This window comes from Paenibacillus sp. GP183 (assembly GCF_900104695.1).
Classification (GTDB): domain Bacteria; phylum Bacillota; class Bacilli; order Paenibacillales; family NBRC-103111; genus Paenibacillus_AI.
The window spans coordinates 1,936,317-1,959,087 of the sequence record NZ_FNSW01000001.1 but is presented as its reverse complement, the minus strand read 5'-3'; the positions used below and the strand labels follow the sequence as shown (position 1 = coordinate 1,959,087).

Annotated in this window: 20 protein-coding genes; 12 read left to right on the top strand and 8 right to left on the bottom strand. The window is 45.3% G+C overall.

Annotation, left to right across the window (positions count from 1 at the left end; translation table 11 throughout):
- Nucleotides 1–189 precede the first annotated feature (189 nt).
- Nucleotides 190–1,254 carry a dual-specificity RNA methyltransferase RlmN gene (gene rlmN / locus BLV33_RS09770; protein ID WP_090790512.1) on the top strand — a complete coding sequence of 355 codons (1,065 nt, stop codon included), beginning with the start codon at nucleotides 190–192 and terminating at the stop codon, nucleotides 1,252–1,254.
- 100 nt (nucleotides 1,255–1,354) lie between these two features.
- Nucleotides 1,355–2,575 carry an MFS transporter gene (locus BLV33_RS09765; protein WP_090790510.1) on the top strand — a complete coding sequence of 407 codons (1,221 nt, stop codon included), beginning with the start codon at nucleotides 1,355–1,357 and terminating at the stop codon, nucleotides 2,573–2,575.
- Between the two features lie 262 nt (nucleotides 2,576–2,837).
- Here BLV33_RS09765 and BLV33_RS09755 read toward each other — a convergent pair whose 3' ends face one another.
- The 5 genes from BLV33_RS09755 to BLV33_RS09735 all read right to left on the bottom strand — a co-directional run bounded on the left by BLV33_RS09755 (nucleotide 2,838) and on the right by BLV33_RS09735 (nucleotide 5,896).
- Nucleotides 2,838–3,128 (bottom strand): hypothetical protein, encoded by a 291-nt coding sequence (locus BLV33_RS09755; protein WP_090790506.1) that lies wholly within the window; start codon nucleotides 3,126–3,128, stop codon nucleotides 2,838–2,840.
- A 219-nt stretch (nucleotides 3,129–3,347) separates the two neighbouring features.
- Entirely contained in the window at nucleotides 3,348–3,590 is a 243-nt protein-coding gene (locus BLV33_RS09750; protein WP_090790504.1) for a hypothetical protein, read from the bottom strand.
- Nucleotides 3,590–3,910: a YbjQ family protein gene (locus BLV33_RS09745; RefSeq protein WP_090790502.1), complete on the bottom strand. Its 321-nt coding sequence runs from the start codon at nucleotides 3,908–3,910 to the stop codon at nucleotides 3,590–3,592. Before BLV33_RS09745 ends, BLV33_RS09750 begins: the two co-directional genes overlap by 1 nt.
- Complete coding sequence (locus BLV33_RS09740; protein ID WP_090790500.1) at nucleotides 3,907–4,917, bottom strand: ParB/RepB/Spo0J family partition protein; 1,011 nt, start codon at nucleotides 4,915–4,917, stop codon at nucleotides 3,907–3,909. Before BLV33_RS09740 ends, BLV33_RS09745 begins: the two co-directional genes overlap by 4 nt.
- A gap of 112 nt (nucleotides 4,918–5,029) precedes the next feature.
- Nucleotides 5,030–5,896, bottom strand: coding sequence for a metallophosphoesterase (locus BLV33_RS09735; RefSeq protein WP_090790498.1), 867 nt, complete (start codon nucleotides 5,894–5,896; stop codon nucleotides 5,030–5,032).
- A gap of 115 nt (nucleotides 5,897–6,011) precedes the next feature.
- Between BLV33_RS09735 and BLV33_RS09730 the strand changes: the two genes are divergently transcribed.
- The 3 genes from BLV33_RS09730 (at nucleotide 6,012) to BLV33_RS09725 (ending at nucleotide 7,992) form a co-directional block, all read left to right on the top strand.
- Nucleotides 6,012–6,560, top strand: a complete 549-nt coding sequence (locus BLV33_RS09730; RefSeq protein ID WP_171909087.1) for a GNAT family N-acetyltransferase — start codon at nucleotides 6,012–6,014, stop codon at nucleotides 6,558–6,560.
- An 81-nt stretch (nucleotides 6,561–6,641) separates the two neighbouring features.
- Complete coding sequence (locus BLV33_RS29275) at nucleotides 6,642–6,815, top strand: hypothetical protein (protein WP_171909086.1); 174 nt, start codon at nucleotides 6,642–6,644, stop codon at nucleotides 6,813–6,815.
- A 100-nt stretch (nucleotides 6,816–6,915) separates the two neighbouring features.
- Complete coding sequence (locus tag BLV33_RS09725; RefSeq protein ID WP_090790494.1) at nucleotides 6,916–7,992, top strand: permease; 1,077 nt, start codon at nucleotides 6,916–6,918, stop codon at nucleotides 7,990–7,992.
- A gap of 171 nt (nucleotides 7,993–8,163) precedes the next feature.
- Here the strand turns inward: BLV33_RS09725 and BLV33_RS09720 are convergent, their stop codons facing one another.
- Complete coding sequence (locus BLV33_RS09720; protein WP_090790492.1) at nucleotides 8,164–8,979, bottom strand: DUF2935 domain-containing protein; 816 nt, start codon at nucleotides 8,977–8,979, stop codon at nucleotides 8,164–8,166.
- Between the two features lie 221 nt (nucleotides 8,980–9,200).
- Here BLV33_RS09720 and BLV33_RS09715 point away from each other — a divergent pair, with 221 nt between their 5' ends.
- The 4 genes from BLV33_RS09715 (at nucleotide 9,201) to BLV33_RS09700 (ending at nucleotide 15,329) form a co-directional block, all read left to right on the top strand.
- Complete coding sequence (locus BLV33_RS09715) at nucleotides 9,201–11,564, top strand: helix-turn-helix domain-containing protein (protein ID WP_090790490.1); 2,364 nt, start codon at nucleotides 9,201–9,203, stop codon at nucleotides 11,562–11,564.
- A 197-nt stretch (nucleotides 11,565–11,761) separates the two neighbouring features.
- Nucleotides 11,762–13,402 (top strand): type 2 periplasmic-binding domain-containing protein, encoded by a 1,641-nt coding sequence (locus tag BLV33_RS09710; RefSeq protein ID WP_090790488.1) that lies wholly within the window; start codon nucleotides 11,762–11,764, stop codon nucleotides 13,400–13,402.
- 177 nt (nucleotides 13,403–13,579) lie between these two features.
- Nucleotides 13,580–14,434, top strand: a complete 855-nt coding sequence (locus tag BLV33_RS09705; protein WP_253187223.1) for an ABC transporter permease — start codon at nucleotides 13,580–13,582, stop codon at nucleotides 14,432–14,434.
- Nucleotides 14,435–14,447: 13 nt separating this feature from the next.
- Nucleotides 14,448–15,329 carry a carbohydrate ABC transporter permease gene (locus BLV33_RS09700; protein WP_090790484.1) on the top strand — a complete coding sequence of 294 codons (882 nt, stop codon included), beginning with the start codon at nucleotides 14,448–14,450 and terminating at the stop codon, nucleotides 15,327–15,329.
- On the opposite strand, the gene BLV33_RS09695 is transcribed toward BLV33_RS09700, so the two are convergent.
- Nucleotides 15,326–16,336, bottom strand: a complete 1,011-nt coding sequence (locus BLV33_RS09695; protein WP_090798825.1) for an asparaginase — start codon at nucleotides 16,334–16,336, stop codon at nucleotides 15,326–15,328. The two genes, BLV33_RS09700 and BLV33_RS09695, sit on opposite strands and share 4 nt — an antisense overlap.
- A 183-nt stretch (nucleotides 16,337–16,519) precedes the next feature.
- Between BLV33_RS09695 and BLV33_RS09690 the strand changes: the two genes are divergently transcribed.
- Both BLV33_RS09690 and BLV33_RS09685 read left to right on the top strand, forming a co-directional pair.
- A complete protein-coding gene (locus BLV33_RS09690) occupies nucleotides 16,520–18,163 on the top strand; it encodes an SGNH/GDSL hydrolase family protein (RefSeq protein WP_171909084.1) in 1,644 nt (547 codons plus the stop codon).
- 116 nt (nucleotides 18,164–18,279) lie between these two features.
- Nucleotides 18,280–19,239, top strand: a complete 960-nt coding sequence (locus BLV33_RS09685) for an acetylxylan esterase (protein ID WP_090790480.1) — start codon at nucleotides 18,280–18,282, stop codon at nucleotides 19,237–19,239.
- A 440-nt stretch (nucleotides 19,240–19,679) separates the two neighbouring features.
- Here the strand turns inward: BLV33_RS09685 and BLV33_RS09680 are convergent, their stop codons facing one another.
- Nucleotides 19,680–21,134: an alpha-amylase gene (locus BLV33_RS09680; protein ID WP_090790478.1), complete on the bottom strand. Its 1,455-nt coding sequence runs from the start codon at nucleotides 21,132–21,134 to the stop codon at nucleotides 19,680–19,682.
- A 297-nt stretch (nucleotides 21,135–21,431) separates the two neighbouring features.
- Between BLV33_RS09680 and BLV33_RS09675 the strand changes: the two genes are divergently transcribed.
- Complete coding sequence (locus tag BLV33_RS09675) at nucleotides 21,432–22,766, top strand: MFS transporter (RefSeq protein ID WP_090790476.1); 1,335 nt, start codon at nucleotides 21,432–21,434, stop codon at nucleotides 22,764–22,766.
- The last annotated feature ends 5 nt before the right edge of the window (nucleotides 22,767–22,771 follow it).

Genomic DNA, 22,771 nt, shown 5'->3' with positions numbered 1-22,771 from the left:
TTATCTCATCCGAGCGGTCCTAACAGGGATTGCTTTTTTTATTGTGCAGCAGTTCAGACGTACCAATGATTATGGAGTTTAAAGGTAGGTGTATTCGCACCAATAATCATAACAGTGTATCCCTTGCTTTAACAAAAACATTCTGGGACAATAAGTAACAGAATATTAGTTTTGAAAAGAGGGTAACTCATGAATAAAGCATCCATTTATGGATTGACATATGATCAGCTGGCAGCATGGTTGATGGAGCATGGACACAAAAAGTCTCGAGCCTCACAAGTCTGGGAGTGGCTTTACAGGAAGCGGATAACCGACTTCACAGAAATGAGCGACGTCAATAAAGAGTGCATTCAATTACTAGCCGATCATTTTGATATTCAAACCTTAAATGAACACTTGAAGCAGGAATCAGCGGATGGAACGATTAAGTTTTTGTTTAAATTAAACGATGACAATCTGATTGAAACGGTATTGATGAGACATAAATTCGGTTTGTCCGTTTGTGTCACAACGCAAGTAGGCTGTAACATTGGATGCAGCTTTTGCGCGAGCGGGCTGCTGCCCAAAAGTCGTGATCTGTCCAGCGGTGAAATTGTCGAACAGATTATGAGGGTTCAACATCATTTGGATAAAAAGAAACAAGATGAACGAGTGAGCCATGTTGTGGTGATGGGAATTGGCGAGCCATTTGATAACTTCAAAAATCTGATAGATTTCTTGAGGGTTGTTATCGATCACAAAGGGTTAGCGATTGGTTCACGGCATATCACCGTTTCAACCAGCGGGCTTGCCGACAAAATTGTTGAATTCGCCGATACCGATTTACAGGTCAACCTGGCCATCTCTTTACATGCCCCCAATAATGAACTTCGAACCAAGATTATGAAGATAAACCGTGCCTTTCCAATAGAGAAAATCATGCAGGCCCTTGATTATTATTGGGAAAAATCGAACCGAAGGGTTACATTGGAATATATTCTGCTAAAGGATATCAATGACCATCGGGAACATGCTCTTGAGCTTGCTGAACGGATTGGCGATAGAAGGCATCTCGCAAATGTTAACTTAATTCCGTATAATCCAGTGAACGAGCACAGTCAATATCAAAGAAGCGAACAAGAATCGATACGAGCATTTTATGACACGCTGAAAAAGCAAGGAATAAGCTGCAGTGTTCGACTTGAACACGGGACGGATATTGATGCCGCCTGCGGACAGTTAAGAAGTAAACAAATCAAGCAATCTGCAGGGTGAATTTGAGCAGGCAATAGAGCCGGTATGTCGAATATATGTAGAACGGCTGCATATGCATTAGCATCCATCTATATATCATCCACCGAAAGAAGGATTCACAGTGTCTAAAAATGCATCAACTGCTATCCATTTATCTGCAACGGTTTTCCCTATTCTATTCGCTATAAGTGTTGTTCATCTCCTGAATGATACGATGCAGTCTACTGTCACTGCGCTTTTCCCAATTCTCCGGGACTCGCTGCATCTGAGTTACACGCAGGTCGGACTGATCGCATTCGCAATGAACATCACAGCCTCGCTTATTCAGCCAGTCGTCGGGTATTACGCAGACATGCGTCCGAAGCCATATATTTTACCTATCGGGGTTTGCTTTACGTTAGTAGGTATAGTGACATTGGCTTTGGCGCAGCAGTATGCACTCATACTGATTGCCGTAGTGGCAATGGGTGTTGGATCTGCAATATTTCATCCGGAATCGTCTCGGGTAGCTTACATGTCAGCGGGGGGACGAAGAGGACTGGCTCAATCGATCTTCCAGGTAGGCGGTAACATCGGAAGCTCCTTAGGTCCAATTATGACTGCTGTTGTATTCGTGAAAATCGGGCAATTTGGCGTGATCTGGTTCTCATTCGCCGCGATTGCAGCCATCCTTATTCAAACTTATGTAGCGCGTTGGTACAGCAGGCATATTATAACGCCACAAACTTCGCCAAAGCATAATGTCTCGGAAGGCAGCTCGAAATTAGGTTTATCGTCACGGCAAGTCGTTTGGGCCCTGATGATCTTGGTATTTCTAGTCTTCACTAAACATATTTATATGTCCAGCATTTCGAGCTATTATACATTCTATTTAATTGATGGCTTTGGGGTCACTGTCCGCGATGCCCAATGGTTTCTATTTGCTTTCCTGGCGGCATCTGCTGCAGGAACATTTTTGGGCGGTCCGCTGGCGGATCGGTTCGGTCGTAGAAACATTATCTGGTTTTCAATTCTGGGTACAGCCCCATTCTCGATTCTGTTGCCGCATATGAATTTGATTTGGTCAGGTGTAATGTGTGTCCTTGCTGGATTCGTGCTGTCGTCTGCCTTTTCGATCATTGTCGTGTTTGCACAGGAGCTGCTTCCGGGCAGGGTTGGGCTGATTTCGGGAATGTTCTTCGGCTTGGCTTTCGGAATTGGAGGGCTCGGTTCTGCTGTACTAGGCTGGATTGCCGACGCAACCAGTATTGCCTTTATCATGAATCTCTGTGCTTACCTGCCACTATTGGGAATTCTAGCTGTCTTCTTGCCTAAAGATGATAGAGTTAATACAACTGCATGATGTGCTATCTAAAAGCAGCGGCATTTGCAATGGGCTGGTCCCCAAATATTTATAAGATCAACCCTTTGTTGATGTTCAACTCATTCCTCAGGGGTAAGGTTTTTTTCAATGTAGCTGTCGATCGTGTTTAATAGTTCGCTCAAGCGCAAATGACTGAAACGAGCCTCTTTATGGATTGCAAAATAGGTACTCCCTTGCTTGGTTATTTTAAATCCTCTGTAGTTTTCATATATGATTCTCAACATGCGGTCTCCCAAGTTCATTAAATGGACTCCATTTGTTTGACGGCAGCGTTAAATCCGGACCGATTCTCCCATAAAAATGAAACCACCTTGTCCCGAGCCTCAAAGAACGTTTCGTTGTCATCTACATAGTTTTCACCCAGTCCGTGCACACTGAAATGATTGTTGACGTAATTCATTAAGGTCCATTGGCCCGTCCGTTTATTATCCGCAAACACGATGTAATATTTTTCACCTAAAGCATCCCAATTAGCAACAGCGGAAAAGTTATCCAAAATCTCTTCAATGTCGACTTTCTTTTTGATTAGCATGCTCCCACACCTTTTCACTATTTTTTTGTATTATTATGATCAAGAAAAATAGTATATGAGAATGAATAAAAAGGTTGTCGAACGATAGGGAGGGAGATTTAGGATTGTTTGTCGAATAAAATAAAAATCAAAACTCATGAAGAAAGTCCCAAGGCCACTATTTATGGCTTTGGGACTTTCTTTTACACAGAAAAAGGGGATTTGAAGCTTCACAACAAATTAATCCTCGCGAACATACTCCCGTTCTCCAGTCCTGGGATTGTAGTATACGCGATACTTTAACCCGTCCTTGGGATCGATGAAGGCTTCAGATGTGGGAAGATATCCATTGGACGGCTTTCCCATCGAGGCTGCATCATCTTCTCTTATTTTGTATCTCTTGTCGAAGATTAACCAGCTCAGCAGCAATAGAATCAGAAAGCCGGCAAACCAAGAGCCGTAGATAAGAAAAACGGCAGTCATCAGCGTTTTTGCAGGCGAACCGCGGTTCCGTAAGCGACGATTTCGCTCATGTTCTGCCCGATATCACCACTGTCAAAACGCATCATGACAACGGCGTCAGCACCCATTGCCGCTGCATTTTTAACCATACGATCCATCGCTTGCTTTCTGCCGTCTTCAACCATTTGTGTGTATTGCGTGACCTCACCGCCGACGAGACCCTTTAACGAAGCCAAAATGTCTCCGCCGATGCCTCTGGCCCGAACCACGACTCCAAACGTAGTACCCAGAACTTCTGTAACCTCATGTCCCGCAATTCCTTCTGTTGTTGAAATAATCATAATCGGTTCATCTCCTTGTTTGAAATAGGGTTTTCAGCTTGTTCCTTAACCTTTTTCCATGCATTCAGATGCTTCTCCAGATTTTCAATCAGCAGATCTATATTGTTAAGAAAGTTCGCTGGTATCATACCATTGATTTCCAGAGCATCCGGCGGCAGCAGGCCAGGTTCGGATAATGATGCTAACCATCGCTGCAGCTGAACTTCAATAGGGGCAACCGTTGTTTGCTCTTGAGCCTTTTTCTCGGGTTTTTCTTTTGCTGTCGCAGCTTTCGGTGCCGTCGATTTTGCTCTTTCCGCTTTATTTTGTTCAAAGACGGACCAAGTTTGGAGCAATTCATGGCCTGATTTATATAAGAGCTTGTCTTTGGTGCCGGATGACATATCCTTATCCTTAAACAAGCGGGCAATCTTCTTCACATCACTCACGGGCAGCTCGTCTCTAGCAATGATCAATGCGAGTGGATCACGGTGCTCAATCGGTAAATCTTTAATGGGCATTAATTGCTCTTCCGTCAGTCTATCTTTCTTGATTTCCGTGCCGCTTACGACCAGCTTTTTTATTTTATCCCCGAAATTGAGCAGATCACACTTGTTTTTAATATAGGCTTCTGGCTTACCCAGTTTACTTGAAAGATATTTGATCGAGCTTGAAAATTTGGGATCGTTCATCAGCTTGTGAAATGCTTCGGCTTCTTCAATCGGAGAAAAGCCTTCTCTGGTAAGATTCTCTGCGATTTGCTCCAAATATATTTCCAATTCATCGGTCGCTGTAGATACGATACAGGGAATTGCTTGAAGGCCAAGTGTTTTACACGCTTTATACCTGCGGTTCCCGTATATGATTTTATATCTGCCGCCTGGAGTCGTTCTTACTTTGATCGGAGACAGCAAGCCAAGCTCTGCAATGCTTTTCATCAATTCTTGCAGAGACTCTTCATCAAATATATTTCTCGGTTGATCGGTATCTTCATCTATCTTATGGATCGGAATTTCGGTAATGTCCATTTGAGTTCTCCTAGTGTTTGATTAGATCCCAGGAATAATGTGGAAGGGGACATAGGTATTATAGCACGTTCTGAATAGCTGACTACCCCCACAGGTATTTTTCTGGCGGGACTCAGGCTGTGCGGATAAGGGTGAAAACCGTGATCTCCGGCCTGCAGAAGAGCCGAATAGGGATAATCGTGGTGCCAATTCCGCGATTCGTATACAGCTTTAACGAAGAACCAGGAAACTCATAAAGCCCGGCAACGTACTTTTTTCCTTTCGGAGGTGCGGCTAATGAAGCGATAACGGGAAGCGAAATTTGTCCGCCGTGACTGTGTCCGGAAAACTGAAGATCGACCGGATATCGCTGTGTTAAATCCGCAATGTCGGGTTCATGCGCGAGAAGAAGCGTGAACTCGCTGCTTGGCTGCCCGCCGATTGCCAGGTCCAGATTGGGCGTTCCTTTCAGCCAATCATCGATGCCCGCAATCCGGATCGTTTCCCCTCCGCGGCGAATCGCTTGGCTGGTGTTGTTCAGTACTCGAAAAGCCGCCTTCTCGAGTATACGGGTAACAGGCGAAGGTCCTGCCCAATAATCATGATTGCCGAGGCAAGCCCATTTCCCGAGTGGAGCCTCCAGCGTCGCAAGCAGCGAGGCAGTTCGTTCCGAATCGCTGCCGATATTGACATCGAACAAGTCGCCTGTGAAGCAAATGAGATCGGCGCCTAGCGGCTTGAGCCGTTCGATAACCGCAGCCAGCCTGTCATTGTCGAAATAATGGTCGAGATGAATATCGCTGAATTGAACGATACGCATTCCGGAAAAAGCAGCGGGGAGGTTGGGGAATTCAAGCTTGACCTGGCGGATATCGTACCAGAATCTTTCAATGAAAAAAGAATGAACTGAGGTTCCGATTCCTGCGAGGATGAGTCCGCCAATTGCAAGCCCTGATTGTTTTAGAAATGCTCTTCGGCTCATACGTCCGTTGTTGTTCATGGTGCTCTCCTTTGACGTTTTTCATTTCTTTATTTTATCATTATTATAGAAGTATGTTGATCATGAACTTTTATTGGAAATGCTGTGGATAAGAATATTATAGGAGATGTTACTGATGGAGCATCATATAACCGAAGAGTGGAATGATGAGCTTTGGAGGAAAGTGGAGCCGATTTACCAACAGGCTTTTCCCAAAGACGGCAAGAAGACTCGGGCCATTATCCAGGGTATGTTCGACAAGCAGATGAGCCAGCTGCATACGCTTACCGATGAAAACGATGTTATCGCAATGGCTCTTTCCGGTATAGATAGGAAAGCTAACGTACTGATCATCGATTATATTGCTATTAGAGAAGATCAGCGCAGTAAAGGATATGGCAGATTATTTATGGATCAAATAAAGAAATGGGCGAAAAATGAAGGCTGTAGAGGGATTGTGGTCGAGGTTGAATCTGAACAAACGGAGGAGAATATGCGGCGTATCCGGTTTTGGGAACAATGCGGCTTTCATCTCACGGAATATGTTCATCAATACATCTGGGTGCCCGAGCCCTACCGTGCCATGTACCTGAGCTTCTATCCGGAGAATCCACTGCCCGAGGAGGGGGAGGCGCTTTTTCACTTCATCACAGGGTTTCACAAACAAGCCTACAGCCGATCGTAATGCCTGAAGAGGATTTGATTGTATCTGAAATTGATAAAATGTATGATGGGATGGAGTACATAGAAAAAGGGGTTTTTTTACATGAAAGAGTCTATACATATTTTTGAGGAAATTGATAAAAGAATTCATGAGCTGAAAATCATGGAGGAGGAGTACCGGACTAAAAACAATATCAGCGGAAGGCTAAATGCAAAAACGAGACGTGAAGAATTGCAGCGGCTAAAAAATATTGTTTTAGAGAAACAAGAAATCTAGCGGGTTTTTTGTCAGTAATAAATCAACTCGAATGTCCGTATATTGTGGTATAATATTTAGCGGATTGCTAATCTATTTCATTTTGTGTGGAGGTTTGACCATGTATCAGGCAAGCGGGTTGTCCAATAACACCCAGATCGCAAGCAAAAAAGTAGTTGTATCCGTGGTTATCTTCCTGCTCATTGCCATAGCGGGACTAACTTATGTAAAATGGTGGCCTTATTACAATAAAGCAATAGATGCCTCCATCAAACACACGATCGGAGCTTCCATTGTCTCCGGTAAAAGTGCAACTGCACCCGCACCTTCATGGCAAGCGGCCTGGGATTATGCAGCAGCCTATTACAAATCGGTTTGGAAAGCAGCAGTTCTTGGTATTCTCTTAGGGTCATTGATTCAAGTCTTGATTCCTGCACAATGGCTGCTTAGAATGCTGGGGAAAGCCTCCTTGGGCAGCACCGCACTAGGCGGTATTGCATCTCTTCCTGGGATGATGTGCACGTGTTGTGCCGCTCCGATCGCTGTAGGCATGCGCAAAAAGAATGTGTCCATTGGCGCCGCCTTGGCTTTTTGGCTGGGTAATCCGGCTCTGAATCCAGCGACGCTGGTGTTTATGACTTTTGTTCTGTCCTGGAAGTTCACGGTCCTTAGATTGGTTTTCGGTCTGATTCTCACTTTTGGCGTCAGCTACTATGCGAATCGTTTCGCTGGAAAGATTAAAGATACGAAAATGCTCGATAAGGCACAAGAACAATTGGAGATTCAAGCTACACAGCCTTTAATGACCAGATGGTTAAAAAGCTTATGGCAGCTGACTCTCTATGTAGTTCCTGCGTATATCCTTTCCGTGCTCTTATTAGGCGCTTTCCGCGCTTGGATGTTCCCGGCTGTAGGAGAGTCTTTATCGAACAGTATTCTTCTCATCCTTTTATTTGCCGTCGTGGGCATGCTTTTTGTGATCCCGACTGCAGCGGAGATACCGATCATTCAAACGATGATGTCCTTTGGCCTGGGAACCGGCCCAGCTGCGGTATTGCTGCTTACTCTGCCGGTCGTGAGCCTTCCTTCACTTTTAATTGTTTATAAATTTTTTCCTAAGCGAGTGCTGCTGTTTGTAACAGGTTCCGTGGTGCTTCTTGGAATTTTGAGCGGTATTGCTGGAATGTCCGTTTTGTAAAATGAGAAACATACATCAAAGGCCTTAAACTCCAAATGAATGGGGTTTAGGGCCTTTCTTGATTTGAATGAAAGTATAAGTTTTTCTAAACTTATCTTGCTTCGCATCAACCTTAACAAACGGGCTCGTCTTTTAGGACGGCTTAGCCGTTTATCTTTGTTTGTTAATCCATTAATGAGACAGTACTATATGTTGGCCTGAACCCGTCAAAGTATGTTCAAACATGTCGATAATTTCCAAAAATCGATTAGCTTCACGGAAAACATGATCAGCTAAAAGTGGATGGATGATGCTTTTGATTTTACACTGTTCGATCAAGTCTCTTGCAGTCTGTTTGAAATCGCGCAATGATTTGACGGAAACTCTGTTCTGGTCAAGAAATTGACCGAGTAAAGGCTGTGTTTGAGATTGCGGACGCATGGAACTCAAATCCTGGGCCTGGAACAACAGTTGATCAAAATCATGGCTGAATTCGCGGGCTTGCTCCACAAGCTTGCGTTCGGATGGATCAAGCAGGTGGCCGATGAACTTGGCATGATCAGCCATGATTTTTAAGAAAAATACGTTTTCATCAATAATGGCATCCTGCAGAGGTTCCAGCTTACCTTGATTCAGCTCCTCCAATCGGTTTCTAAAATAAAAAGCCTCCCGACTGACGTGATCCACCAGAAGAGGGAAATTATTCGAACCAGGCAGCTGGCCTGTCAGGATTAACCCCAATACCTTTCTTTTGAATGCCCAGATATGGGAAACGGCACTATGAGCTTCAATGTTAAACCGCTGAATAGTTGAGGGATCCGCATCTTGTTGGAAAGCATGAGATCTTTGCTCGATCGCTTCAAAAATTCGATAAAAATGATTGGCTTCGTTGATCAAATGTGTATCCTCGCACCGAAAACCTAACTTTAAGAACAGGGAATGCTCCTTCATAATCCGTGACCAAAAACGAACTTCATCCAAGGATCGCATAACAAATTCGTTCGCCATTCATATACCTCCCAATAAATTTGTTAATCAAGCCATATTAGCGGCAAAGGTTTTTTTTCATTTGCGCTTTTTCTGGGCGCTTTACTCCAACCTATTCAAGTCCTATCGTTCTGTTACCATCCTGCTTGAATTGCTTTTGAAATTTATTGGCGTATATACGAAAAGAAAATCATTGGTTAAAATATAAAATAAGTCCTATATTTTTCCGGGAGGGATGTCACATGTTCAAGGGAATTCTTAAACGACGCAGAAGCGTAGTGCTGACCTGGCTCATTTCCTACTTGACGATTCTGCTGCTCCCCTTGATCATCAGCATATTTGTGTATGCCATCTCCAGCCAAACACTCAAAAGCGAAATCCACCAAGCCAATGATGCATTGCTGAACCAGGTTCGCGAAGTGATGGATAATCATTTCCTTTCGATGCAGCGGTTGAATTTTGAACTGACCTGGAACTTGCGTGTGCAGGAGCTTCTATACTCGAACAAATACAGCGCTCATCCCGAAGAATACAACTACGATCTGTATCAAATATCCCAAGACATGAAGCCTTATGAAACCGCTTACTCTCAAATTGACCTCTTTTATCTCTATGTGAAATCCACAGACATGGCGATTCTGCCTGGCAGGGTTCGTGATGGACATTCCGCTTATGATCTTCTACACGCCAGCAGCACCTTTTCCTATGACAAGTGGAAATCTATCGTCAACCAAAAAAACTTTCGGGGTTTTCTTCCCATGGTTCGCAATCTAGACGGCGAAGTGCGTAAGACCGTTGCTTACTTCAGCAATTACTCGCTTAATCCGAATGATTCCCCGGCAGCCAATGTGATCATGATTGACCAAAGCCGTATTTTGGGCGCTATTGAAAATGTGGAATTGTTTAACCAAGGGCATGTATTTATCCTGAATGAACAAAACGACCTGTTGGTATCCAACTCGGATGATATGCTCACCTCCAGTATACCTTTAAGTCAGATGAATGCTTCTACAGGCCTAATCTATTCAACCATCCATGGAGAAAAGTTTGAGGTTCTGTACATGACGTCCGCACGCTCGGGGTTGAAGTACATTTCCATGATTCCAAGCAGCTTATACTGGAAAAAAGCGGAGGCTGTTCGAAATCTCACCATTGCCAGCAGTTTGCTCAGTCTCTGTGGCGGCGTGCTGCTCGCTACCTTCTTTCTGCGCCGCAACTACCATCCTTTACAAAGGCTGGTGGAGGCCTTTTCTGGCAAGTCGGAAGTCGGTTACGGCCGAGGAAACAATGAGTTCCAATTCATTCAACAGACTTTTGACAGCACGCTCACCAAGATGGATTCGTTGATGACGAAAATGGGACAGCAAAGACACATCCTCCGAAATAACTTTCTGTCCCGTTTGCTGAAAGGAAGGCTGGATAGCCAGATTCCTGTTGATGAATCACTGGCTGCATTCGATATTCAATTTAAATCGGATCAATTTGCCGTGATTTTGATGTATTTGGAGAACGATTCCCCCTTTTTTCAAAGAGTCGAAGGTTTCCATGAAGAGGAGAAGCGTAAGCTTCTGCAATTTATTGTCACCAACATTCTGGAGGAATTTGCCGGAAAGAGCAACCTGGGATATGTCATGGAAATCGACGAGTCGTTGGCATGTCTGATCAATTTCAGCCCATTGAACGAGGAAGAGAGTAAGGAAGATCTGCTGCGGATTTCAAGGGAGGCTCAGCAGTATTTAGCCGAGCATTATCATATTCACTTGACCTTTTCCGTAAGTACTGTACACAATCAGATCGAGAATATATTCCAGTGTTATTTGGAAGCCTTGGACGCTATGGAATACAAATTGGTTATGGGCAGTAAGGAAATTTTATCGTATGAAAAAATACGGCTGCAAAATGCGGAAAAGAGTGAATTTGGCTATTATTACCCGCTGCAGGTGGAGCAGCAGCTGATCAATTACTTGAAAATCGGCAATTTTGACCTTGCCCGGCAAACGCTGGATGAGATCATTGAAGGGAATTTCCAAAGTCCCGGTGTATCGATTGCCTTTGTTCGCTGCCTTATGCTCAATTTGGTCAGTACGATGATCAAGGCGGTCAGCGAAATCGGGAGTGTGCAGGAAAGCTTTCTGGTGCAAAATCCGAAATGGATTGAGCAGTTGGCCGCTTGTGAATCGATCCAGGATATGCACGAGCAGATGATCGCTTTCTTCAAAACGGTCTGTGAATATACATCATCCAAGCGGCAGCAAAATATCCAGTTGACCCGGCAGCAATCCTTGAACGATTTAATCGGCATGGTAAAAGCTTATATTCAAGAGCACTATAAAGATGCAAACTTGAATATCTCCATGATCGGCAATCATTTTGACATGAAACCCACTTACTTATCCAAGCTATTCAAGGATCAAACAGGAGAAGGCTTACTGGATACGATTAACAAGATGCGAATTGAACAGGCCAAGCATCTTATCACGGTGAAAAACAAAAACATTAACGAAGTAGCTGGCTGTGTCGGTTTCAATGATGTCAACGCCTTTATTCGTACGTTTAAAAAATACGAGGGGATTACTCCGGGTAAATTCAAGGAAATTTCGGCCTAGCTGAAAAATTGGAGATTTTGCAGATGCAGTTGGATGTTTTGATGATTGCAGGGTCAGATTTGGAGATTCATTTGGCGGTTTTCAAGATTGTTTCTTATGTAAGCGCAATCATAAAATAGAATGAAGAGTTCGAAGCAGAGTCATCCCTCGAACTCGCACATTCAATCCGGTTCTTCCGGAAAATCAGGAGGTCTCAAATGAGAAAAAGAAATCTTCTCCCTGCGCTGGCAGCGACCGTTTTAATGAGCAGCTTGGTTACTGCGTGCTCAACAAGCAAGCCTGCATCGGACGCCTCTACCAGCAAGAATCCCGCCGCAACGGCCGCCGACAAATCTCAAGCCACCAAATATCCCATCACAACAGACAAAACCCTGACTTACTGGAGCGAATTGCCCGGTAATGTGACAGGCGTCAAATCTAGCCACGGCGAGATCCCATTCTTCCAGGACTGGCAAAAGAAAACGGGCGTGCCTCTCAAATTCACTACAGTTCCAGCGACCAAGGGAAAGGAAGCGCTCAATGTACTTATTGCTTCAGGCGATCTTCCGGACATGATTGAATATGATTTTACGAAATCATTTCCCGGCGGACCTGAAAAAGCGATTAAAGACGGCTATATTCTTAAGCTGAACGATCTGATCGACAAGTATGCGCCGAACCTAAAGAAGTATTTAAAGGACCATCCTGAGGTTGACAAGATGGTTAAAACGGATAATGGAAGCTACTATTTGTTCCCTTTTATCCGTGGGGACGAGTATTTAAAAGTATTCCAAGGTCCGATTGTTCGCAAGGACTGGCTAGATGAGCTGGGACTGCCTATACCGACGACGATTGACGAGTGGTATACAACACTGAAAGCTTTTAAAGAAAAGAAAGGCGCAACCGCATCAGCATCATTCGTAAGTATGCCGCGTCCATTAAATGATTTCACTGCTGGTGGTTTCGTAGGTGCATTCGGTATCACCAAGGATTTCTATTTGGATAAGGGTCAAGTGAAATTCGGTCCAATGGAGCCTGGTTACAAGGAATTCCTGGCCACCTTCCAAAAATGGTACGCAGAAGGCTTGATTGATAAAAATCTGGCCACTGTTGATGTGAAAGCGATGGATGCTAACTTCTCGAATGGAGCGACTGGAGCTACAATCGGCAACGCGGGAGGCGGCATCGGTCGTTGGCAGCCGATTGTACAAGCGAAGGATCCGAAAGCAGTCCTTGCCTCAGCACCTTATCCGGTAATGAAAAAAGGAGATATATCGAAATTCGGCCAGAGGGATTTCGCATTCTCCTATGGCGGCGGGGTTGCGATTTCAGCTAAATCCAAAGAAGCCGAGCTTGCCACCAGACTTTTGGATTATGGCTACAGTGATGAAGGCCATATGTTCTTTAACTTTGGTACGGAAGGTGTCGCGCACAAGATGGACAACGGCTATCCGCGTTATACCGATCTGTTGATGAAAAATCCGGATAAACTGGCACCGTCGCAAGCAATGTCGCTCTATATCCGCGGTAATTACAATGGCCCGTTTGTTCAAGACAAAAGATACATTGAGCAGTATTTGGCACTTCAGACGCAGCGAGATGCTGTTGCGACCTGGGGTAAGACAGAAAGCGATAAATACCAGATACCGCCGATTACGCCGACTCCGGAAGAAAGCTCCGAGTTTGCGAAAATTATGAATGATGTCAACACACTCGTGGATGAAATGACCCTTAAGATCATTCTCGGGGCAGAGCCTATCGGCAGCTTCGACAAATACATGGAAAGGATCAAGTCACTGAAAATTGACAGAGCCATCGAAATCCAGAAAGCAGCTTTAGACCGATATAACAAGCGCTGATGTCTTTGATCAGGGGAGGGCCCAGATCCTCCCCTTCACTACAGAAAAAACTCCATGGAAGGGAGAAAAGAAATGGCCAAACCCGTTTCCATATCGCCAATCGGCGTAAAGCTCCGGAAGGATTCATTCGGAAGCAGGTTCGTTCGGGATTTTATACTCAACAAATATTTATATCTCATGATGCTGCCTGTAATCGGTTATTACGTCGTTTTTCATTACGCTCCCATGTATGGAGCCCTTATTGCCTTCAAGGATTACTCGCCTATCAAAGGAATTCTCGGAAGCGACTGGGTGGCGTTTGCGCATTTTAAAGATTTTTTCAGCTCCTTTTACTTCTGGCGGATCTTGAAAAATACATTGACCATCAGCTTGTTATCGCTCACCCTTGAGTTTCCAACTCCGATCATCCTGGCGCTCATTATCAATGAAGTACGAAACCGTGTTTTTAAAAATGTGGCTCAATCCGTAAGCTATATGCCGTATTTCATTTCTTTGGTAGTCATATGCGGGATCATTGTGCAATTTACCAACAACGGAGGTGTCATCAATACCCTGCTGACTTACTTTGGTTATGATGGGCAAGCGATGCTGCAAAAACCCGAGCTGTTTAGAGGGATCTACATTCTATCTGAAATTTGGCAAAGAATTGGTTGGGAATCAATCATTTATATAGCTGCATTATCGGCCATTGATCCGGAACAGTATGAAGCTGCACGCATGGATGGTGCCAGCCGCCTGAAGATGATGTTCTACATTACGCTTCCGGGTATTATGCCGACAATTGCCATCATGTTTATTTTACGGATGGGGAATTTGCTAAATGTTGGTTTCGAAAAAATCATTTTACTCTACAATCCTGTTACCTACGACACTGCCGATGTCATCTCGTCCTTTGTATATCGAAAAGGGTTATTGGAATTTAGCTGGAGCTACAGCTCTGCAGTCGGCTTGTTCAACTCTGTCATTAACCTGATCCTGTTAGTGTTAGCCAATCAATTAACCCGCAAGCTGAATAACAGCGGTCTATGGTAAGGAGGAGATACCTATGAAAACAGATTTCGGATTATCAGACAGAATCTTTAACGGGATTATTTACACACTGTTAATTGTGCTAATGATCATGACGTTATACCCGCTTATTTATGTGACTTTTGCTTCGATCAGCGATTCAAGCCAATTGGTCGGACATAAAGGCTTCCTGATTAAACCGATAGGCTTCAGTTTGGAGGCTTACAGGAGTGTTTTTAAAAATCCAGGCATCCTGACCGGTTACCGGAACACGTTATTCATTGTTGTCTTCGGCGTTGCCTTAAACCTGATCATGACTACCTTGGCGGCCTATGTACTCTCCCGTAAAAATGTCATGTGGAATCACTTTTTTATTTTCTTTATCGTGCTCACGATGTTTTTTAGCGGAGGCTTGATCCCTTTGTATCTGGTAGTTAAAGGTGTCGGGCTGATTGATTCACTCTGGGCCACGATCATTCCATTTGCTGTCAATACATTCAATCTCATCATCATGCGAACAGCGTTTCAAGCCGTTCCAGATAGTCTGGAGGAGTCCGCGAAGATAGACGGTGCCAATCATTTCGTCATCCTGCTGCGGATCATCATTCCGCTCTCCATGCCGGTTATTGCTGTAATGATTCTTTACTATGCGGTTGAAAAATGGAATGGCTGGTTCTATGCCTCCATCTTCCTGAAGGATCACGGATTATACCCGCTTCAGCTGATCCTTCGTGAGATTCTCATCTCCAACTCAACAGAGAGCATGGCCACCAACGCCGCCGCAGCCGACCAATATCAGCTTGGGGAGACCATTAAGTATGCAACCATCATCGTTGCTACATTGCCTATCCTGATCGTGTACCCTTTTTTGCAAAAATATTTCGTGAAAGGCGTTATGGTTGGAGCTGTAAAAGGTTAAAGCTGAATATCCCGGGCGATCGGCGTCTCCATATAAACCTTGACCTCTGCAAGCTGATCCGTTTGGCCAAGCGCCCACATCAGCTTGGGCACAATAGCATCGGTATTCATATCGCCTGAATAAATAATAGGCAGGTTGGCCATTTTTTTACCAACTTCGTAAATACTCAGATCCGTTCCTTCTTCAAGGCACTGCGTTGAAATGACTACGGCAATTCCAGCCTCGATCAGTTCTTGAAGCTTGGGCAGCAGGCTGCGCTCTTCCATGGGGATGCCGCCGCTGCCGAAGCTTTCGATAATGACGCCCCTGTAATGCGGCTTGATCAGATCAAACAGCTCGGGCTTCATGCCCGGATAGAGCTTTAAGAGCAGCACATCGGGGCATAACGAATCGAGCAACCGCACCGATTTAGCGGTGGATTCGCGGACGCGAGGTTTCGCATCCTCAGCATTGTTGTACCGAACTGTTTCCTGTTCAATGGTTGCAAAAACAGGAGAATTGATGCTTTCAAAGGCATGAGCGCTCTTCGATCGAATCTTGACCGCCCTAGTGCCCATGATCACTTTCCCGTCAAAAACAATATATACACCGCCAATCCCTTCCTTGATAAAGGTAACGGAGTCAGCCAAATTGCGTGGAGCATCACTGTTCTCGACATTCAGCGGGACCATAGAGCCCGTTACAATAACTGGCTTGTCCAGATCTTGAAGGATGTAGGTAAGGGCTGCAGAGGTATAAGCCATCGTATCCGTACCATGGGTGATGATAAAACCGTCATAGCTGTCATAATGTTCATATACGGCGCGGGCCATTTCACTCCAAGCTTCCGGCTGCATATTTGAGCTGTCTATGTTCATCAAGAGGATTCCATCCAGGTTGCCATCCAGATGAATGTCAGGGACAGCCTCGAGCAGCTCATGTGCCAATATGGCGGGCTTCAGTCCGTGTTCTCCTGGTGAAGAAGCAATCGTTCCTCCTGTAGCAATCAGTAATAGGTTTTTTTTCATCGTATAATCACCTTTCTCAGCCAGCTGTTCCATTACCATTGTACCTGATTTTGGGCATTTGTGCTTTCTCGCGTACGGGGTATGAAAATTTATATACTATTCTATAATTTTGAATTTACATTAATAATCATCTGGCTTATTATTGGCTTGAATAGGGATTCATGCGACGGAGGAGAAGAAACAATGTCACAAGTAATTGAAAAAGATTCTCGTATACCCGCTGAAAAAAGAATCGTATTTCTAGGGGACAGCATTACAGATCAAGGTACTTTTATTGCATTTTTGGATGCCTATTTTCAACAGCAAATGCCTGATAAAAAAATGAAGCTGATTAATCTGGGAGTTAGCAGTGAAACAGCTTCTGGATTAACTGAATCCGATCACCCCTTTCCGCGTCCTTGCATCCATAATCGACTTTTAAGGGCCTTGCAGGAAAGCAAACCGGAGTGGGTCGTGATATGCTATGGAATGAATGACGGCATATATTATCCATATTCCGATGAACGGTTTCAAGCTTACCAAGAAGGCATTTTGAGGGCTATACAGATTATTCAAAATAATGGAGCCAAAGCCATTGTCATGACACCTCCCCCTTTTGATCCTGGATCAATAAACGAAGACGTTCTTCAGCCGGAAGGAAGAGAAGCTTATAGCTACTTGAAGCCTTATGTCCATTATAACGAAGTGTTGAGACGCTATTCGGATTGGCTGCTCACCTTGAATTCCATTGCAGATGGGATTGTTAATATTTACGACCCGCTTCTTCAAGACAGGGAACAAAAACGAAAATCCAATCCTGCTTATCTTTCCGGTGACGGCATCCATCCAAATGCTTCAGGCCACTGGTTGATTGCGAAATCACTTTTGGACCATTTATTTAATATTTCATTGGAACAGATACCGGAGTATGTGGAACATCCTGAACAATCGGAAATATTCGCTTTGGTCTTGGAACGGCATTTGTTGTTAAGCTCAGCATGGAAGGAACACGTAGGTCATTCAAATCCCAATAAGGCGGAAGCCCTGTTATTAGATCAGGCCTTGATTCGAGGCGAAGAAATAGCAGCTCAAATTCGAGAGCGGGCCGCTCAAGAAGACCGTCATTCGATGAAAGCATCTGTTTGGAAGGGTTACGAACGAATCGATTTTTATTTGGAGGGGCGGGAAGGAATCGTCATTTTGCCAAAGTTTTTTGCGGAAGGCAGACCTTGGGTTTGGCGGGCTGAATTTTTCGATGCTTTTGCAACGGTGGATATGGCCTTATTGGAGCAAGGATGGCCTATTGCTTACTATAGACTTAGCAATATGTACGGGTGTCCTTATGAATTGATGCATCAATTCCAGAGCCATCTCATACAAACGTATGAGTTATCTCAGAAGGCAGTTATCTTCGGCTTTAGCCGCGGAGGTCTGTATGCTGTTAATTATGCCGTGACCTATCCGGAATGTGTAGCAGCATTATATCTAGATGCACCGGTTTTAGATATTCGTATGTGGCCGGGAGGAAAAGGGAAGGGGAGCGGATCTTCAATCGAATGGGAAAAATGTTTAGCCGTCTATGGACTCACCGATGAGAATTCAATTGGTTTTACAAATTCCCCGCTTGATTGCATCGATAGTTTATCAGGCTCCGATATTCCTATTATTATTGTCGCCGGAGATGTAGACGAAGATGTTATTTTATCTGAAAATGCTGCACTATTAGAGAAACGTTATCGTCAATTAAACGGAAAAATAAAGATGATTGTGAAACCTGGTATGGGTCATCATCCACACAGCCTCGAAGATCCGAAGCCTATAATTGATTATATCAAATTGTACGTTTAGAGGGTTTTTCGGGCGATGACGTGAGCATAAATACATGACACATTTTAGTTTGAAAACGGTTGCTGTATTCGCTTTTCCATGTATATAATAAATGAAAATGAGAGGAGAATATACATATGCCTTTAGTAGACATGCCCTTGGAACGGCTCGTTAAATATGAGGGAAGAAACCCGCGTCCAGCCGACTTCGACCCTTACTGGGACAGGGCTTTGGCGGAGATGAAAGCCGTAGATCCGCAAATGGAGCTCATTCCTAGTGAATTCCAGGTTCCATTTGCAGAATGCTTCGACCTATATTTTACCGGCGTCAGGGGCGCAAGGATTCACGCCAAATATGTTCGACCCAAGAACGCTCCAGGGAAACATCCGGCCGTCGTTCAGTTCCACGGGTACTCCGGGAATGCAGGCGATTGGCACGATAAGCTCGTTTATGCAGCGTTGGGCTTCTCGATCGCGTCCATGGACTGCCGGGGGCAGGGTGGCAAGTCGGAAGATACGGGAGGCGTCAAAGGAACCACTCAACACGGTCACATTATCCGCGGACTTGACGATCATCCGGATAATCTGTTGTTCCGCCATATATTCCTTGATACGGCGCAGCTTGCTTCGATCGTCATGGGGATGCCGGAGGTTGACCCGGAGCGCGTAGGAGCTTTCGGCGGCTCGCAGGGAGGTGCGCTTTCGATTGCTTGCGCAGCGCTTGAACCGAGAATCAAACGGCTGGCGCCGGTATACCCGTTCCTATGCGATTATAGACGCGTATGGGAGATGGATTTGGCGAACAACGCCTATGCCGAGCTGAAGACGTTTTTCCGCCATTTCGATCCGCAGCATAAGCGGGAAGAAGAGATTTTCACGAAACTGGGATACATAGACCTGCAGTACCTTGTCTCCCGCATCCGTGGAGAGGTCATGATGGGAGTCGGACTGATGGATCAAGTATGTCCTCCATCGACTCAATTTGCGGCCTACAATAAAATCACCTCCCCGAAGACGGTGGAGATATACCCTGACTTCGGACATGAAGGATTACCGGGCTTCCCGGACAAGACTGTACAATTCATGCTCGGACTTTAATTGCACAGCGGGAATATCCTATCTCGTTCCGCTTACGTACACTGGCATTAGTAAACCTCCCAATTGTGTATCGATTGGGAGGTTTTCAGTTTTTTGTTGTTCACAGCAATTAAGCCAGAGTTATTGCGGATCCCGTCCGTAAAATATGGCTCGTCTGAACGAGCGGCGAGCGGCTCTGTAATGTTCCCGAACATTGCATTTCGTACACTAGGACGAGGTCGGGATTCTCGTATTTTAAGAAACAATGTATTCTGTACATTGGTTTTCTTGGAACAGCTCCATTTAAGAGGGACGGTGGCAATTTTAATGTACGGTATACACTGTTATCTAATTCTCTGAGACGAGCAAAAAATAACATTGCACATTTTACATTGTTCTTGTCTAAATCCCCTTTTTGGGACACCTGCTTAGTCAGTCAGCGTCTAAACGGACACACCTGCTTAGTCGGGCAGCGCCCAAACGGATACACTTCCGCCATTGACCGGGAAGGCGGCATAGCCGTCATCATCGATGGTCACCCGCTCCTTGCGGGTGTTGGTCAAATCCAGCCATTGTTCTCCGGCTCGGGTTTCTCCGACAAACATGCGTTTTTCCCCTTGATCTCCGTTGGAAATGACAACGGCACAGCCGGAACGCTCAATCTCTTCAACACCGAAGCGTACCCATCCTATGGTATTCGGATGATCGAAATAGTCCTCTTGTTTTCCATATGTTTTATGGTAACGGGCATAAAGAAGGGGGTCGATGGCCAGCTTTTTCCCATCAATCGGTTCGGGTCCGCCAATCCCGTAGTAATCCCCATAAAAGACTACGGGATACCCATCCTGACGGAGCAGGATAAGGGCATAGGCGCTTTGCTTGAACCAATCGCTCACCCAGGACTCCAAGGCTTCATGGGGCTGCGAATCATGGTTGTCCACGAAAGTTACGGCACTAAGCGGGTGAGATTTAACCAAAGTATCATCAAACAAGGTCCTGAGGTCAAACGATTTTCCGCCCTGTGAGGCAGCATATAATTTATAATGGAGCGAAACATCGAACAGATCAATTTTGTAATCCACCGTGTCCAAATAATTCTGGCAAGCCGCAAGATCCGGTTTCCAAAACTCCCCCACGATATAGAAGTTTTCACCACGAGTCTGGGTCATTTCCGTTGCAAAATCCTTGATAAAGTTATGGTTGATATGTTTAATGGCATCCAGACGATATCCATCGCATTGTAAGGTTTCAGCCAGCCATTTCCCCCATTTAATCATTTCTTGTCGCACATCCGGGTGATTGTAATCGATGTTGGCAAACATTAAATAGTCGTAATTGCCAAACTCAAGATCCACATGATCATTCCAGCTTTTATTTTCACCCAGAATCCGAAATATGCCTGTCCTATTTTCCCTCGCATCAAAATCAGTTCCATTAAAATGCCCAAAATCCCATTTAAATGCCGAATATTGATCTCCCCGTCCGGGAAATGTGAACTTGGTCCAGCCTTCAATCTCGAAGGGCTCAGAAATATCTTCATTTCGATTATGCGCATCGACTTGAATGACCCGAAATACCTCTTTCTCGTCGGCACCTGCTTTATGATTCATCACGATATCCACGTAGACCGCGATACCTTGTTCGTGACAGGCGCCAATCGCTTCTAACAGCTCATCTTTGGTTCCGTATTTGGTGCGAACTGTTCCCTTTTGATCAAACTCTCCCAGATCGTAAAGATCGTAAGCACTGTAACCCGTATCATCAGATGGACTGCATTTTGTCACAGGCGGAACCCACACTGAATTAATCCCGCGTTCCTTCAATTCAGGAGCTGCTTCCTGCAGCCTTTTCCAATGAGAGCCGTCCGCAGCAACGTGCCACTCAAAAAACTGCATGATGGTATGATTGCGTTCCACGCTGATTAATCCCCCTCTTATATTTGCCGTTTAGGCTTGTATCTTTAATAGTCGTTACCCAATGGGCATTAAGGCGAACCTTATTTAAATTCCATAGACAGCTTTTATTGCTGCAATATTGGAAATAAACGGGCTAGTGAAGCGCTCTTATGATGTAGTATCGGAGTTTAACGGACCATTTAAACAAGTTCAGAAATGCCGCTGATTTTAATGAGTAATTGTCAAAAGAGCACAAAAGGATAATAATAAACTATGGGATTCTAAAAGCAAAAGCAAGGATAGGGATGATACACAGCTGTGAACGACAAAATTGTAATGCCCGTCTGGACGTTCGGTCTTTTCATTGTAGTCATGAATACAACCATGTTTAATGTTTCCATTCCAAGTATTATCAGCGAGCTGCGAATCTCGGCGGATTTGGCTTCGTGGATCATTTCGAGCTACTCCATCGGCTATGCGTTATCTACGGTCATATACAGCAGGCTCTCGGATACTGTGCCGATTCGCAGGCTGCTGTTTGTGGGCCTCACCATCCTCGGGCTGTCCTCCGTGTTCGGCCTCTTTGCCCATGATTTCAATGCGCTCCTGACCGCGCGCATTCTTCAATCGGCCGGCGCGGGCGCCATGGCCGGGCTCGGTCTCGTACTGGCCAGCCGCTATATCCCGTACGAAAGGCGCGGCCGAGCCATCGCCATGATTTCGGCTGGCAGCGCCATGGCATTCGGCCTCGGGCCGATTGCCGGGGGCTTCATCAGCGAGTACTTCGGCTGGAACGGCTTGTTTGCCGTTACCTGCCTTGTCCTCGCTGTGCTGCCTGTACTGTTTCGGCTGCTGCCCAAGGAGCAGCCGAAGGCTTTTCGCTTCGACGGCATCGGCGCCGTCTTGACCGTGGTCAATGCGGCCACTCTCTTGATGGCCGTCACTCACAGCTCCCTGATCTGGCTGGCAGGGAGCATCGGTTCATTCATGGTGCATGCCTGGCACTTGAAAATAGCCAAGGAACCATTCATCAACCACAAGCTGCTCAAGATGCCGGCTTACAGGAAGCTTGTTATGATCGGCTTCAGCGTGCTGGTGGTGAACCTCGGCAATTTGTTTATGATGCCGCTTGTCCTCGCTCATTTGTTTGACAAATCGGCACTGGCGATCGGCTTCTTCATCGCCCCGGGTGCGATTTTGTCTGCCTTTCTCACACGTTTTGTCGGTCGGTGGATTGATCGCTACGGGAATATGCGGTTTCTGCTGCTCGGACATGGCATACTTGCAGTCGTTATGGCTGTATGCATGGTCGAGCTGGCTGTCTCCCCGCTTATTATTTTAGGCGGCTATCTCTTTTTCTCGCCTGCCTTATCCGCCACGATGGCCTCGTTAAACAACGAAACCTCGCGCATTCTGCCCAAAGAATGGATTGGCTCCGGCATGGGGCTGATGCAGCTGATTCAATTTTTCGGCGGATCGGTTTCTGTAGCGGCTTGCGGACTGCTGCTCACTCTTCAGAAAAATTTGCCTCCGGTTGATGCCTACAAGCATGTTTATGGCGTGTTATTTTTGATGAGTGTTGGCTCAATGGCTGTGCTGTTTATGTACAAGCGTACCGCTAAGGAAGGGTACAAAGTGACCATCCAGCAATAGTATGG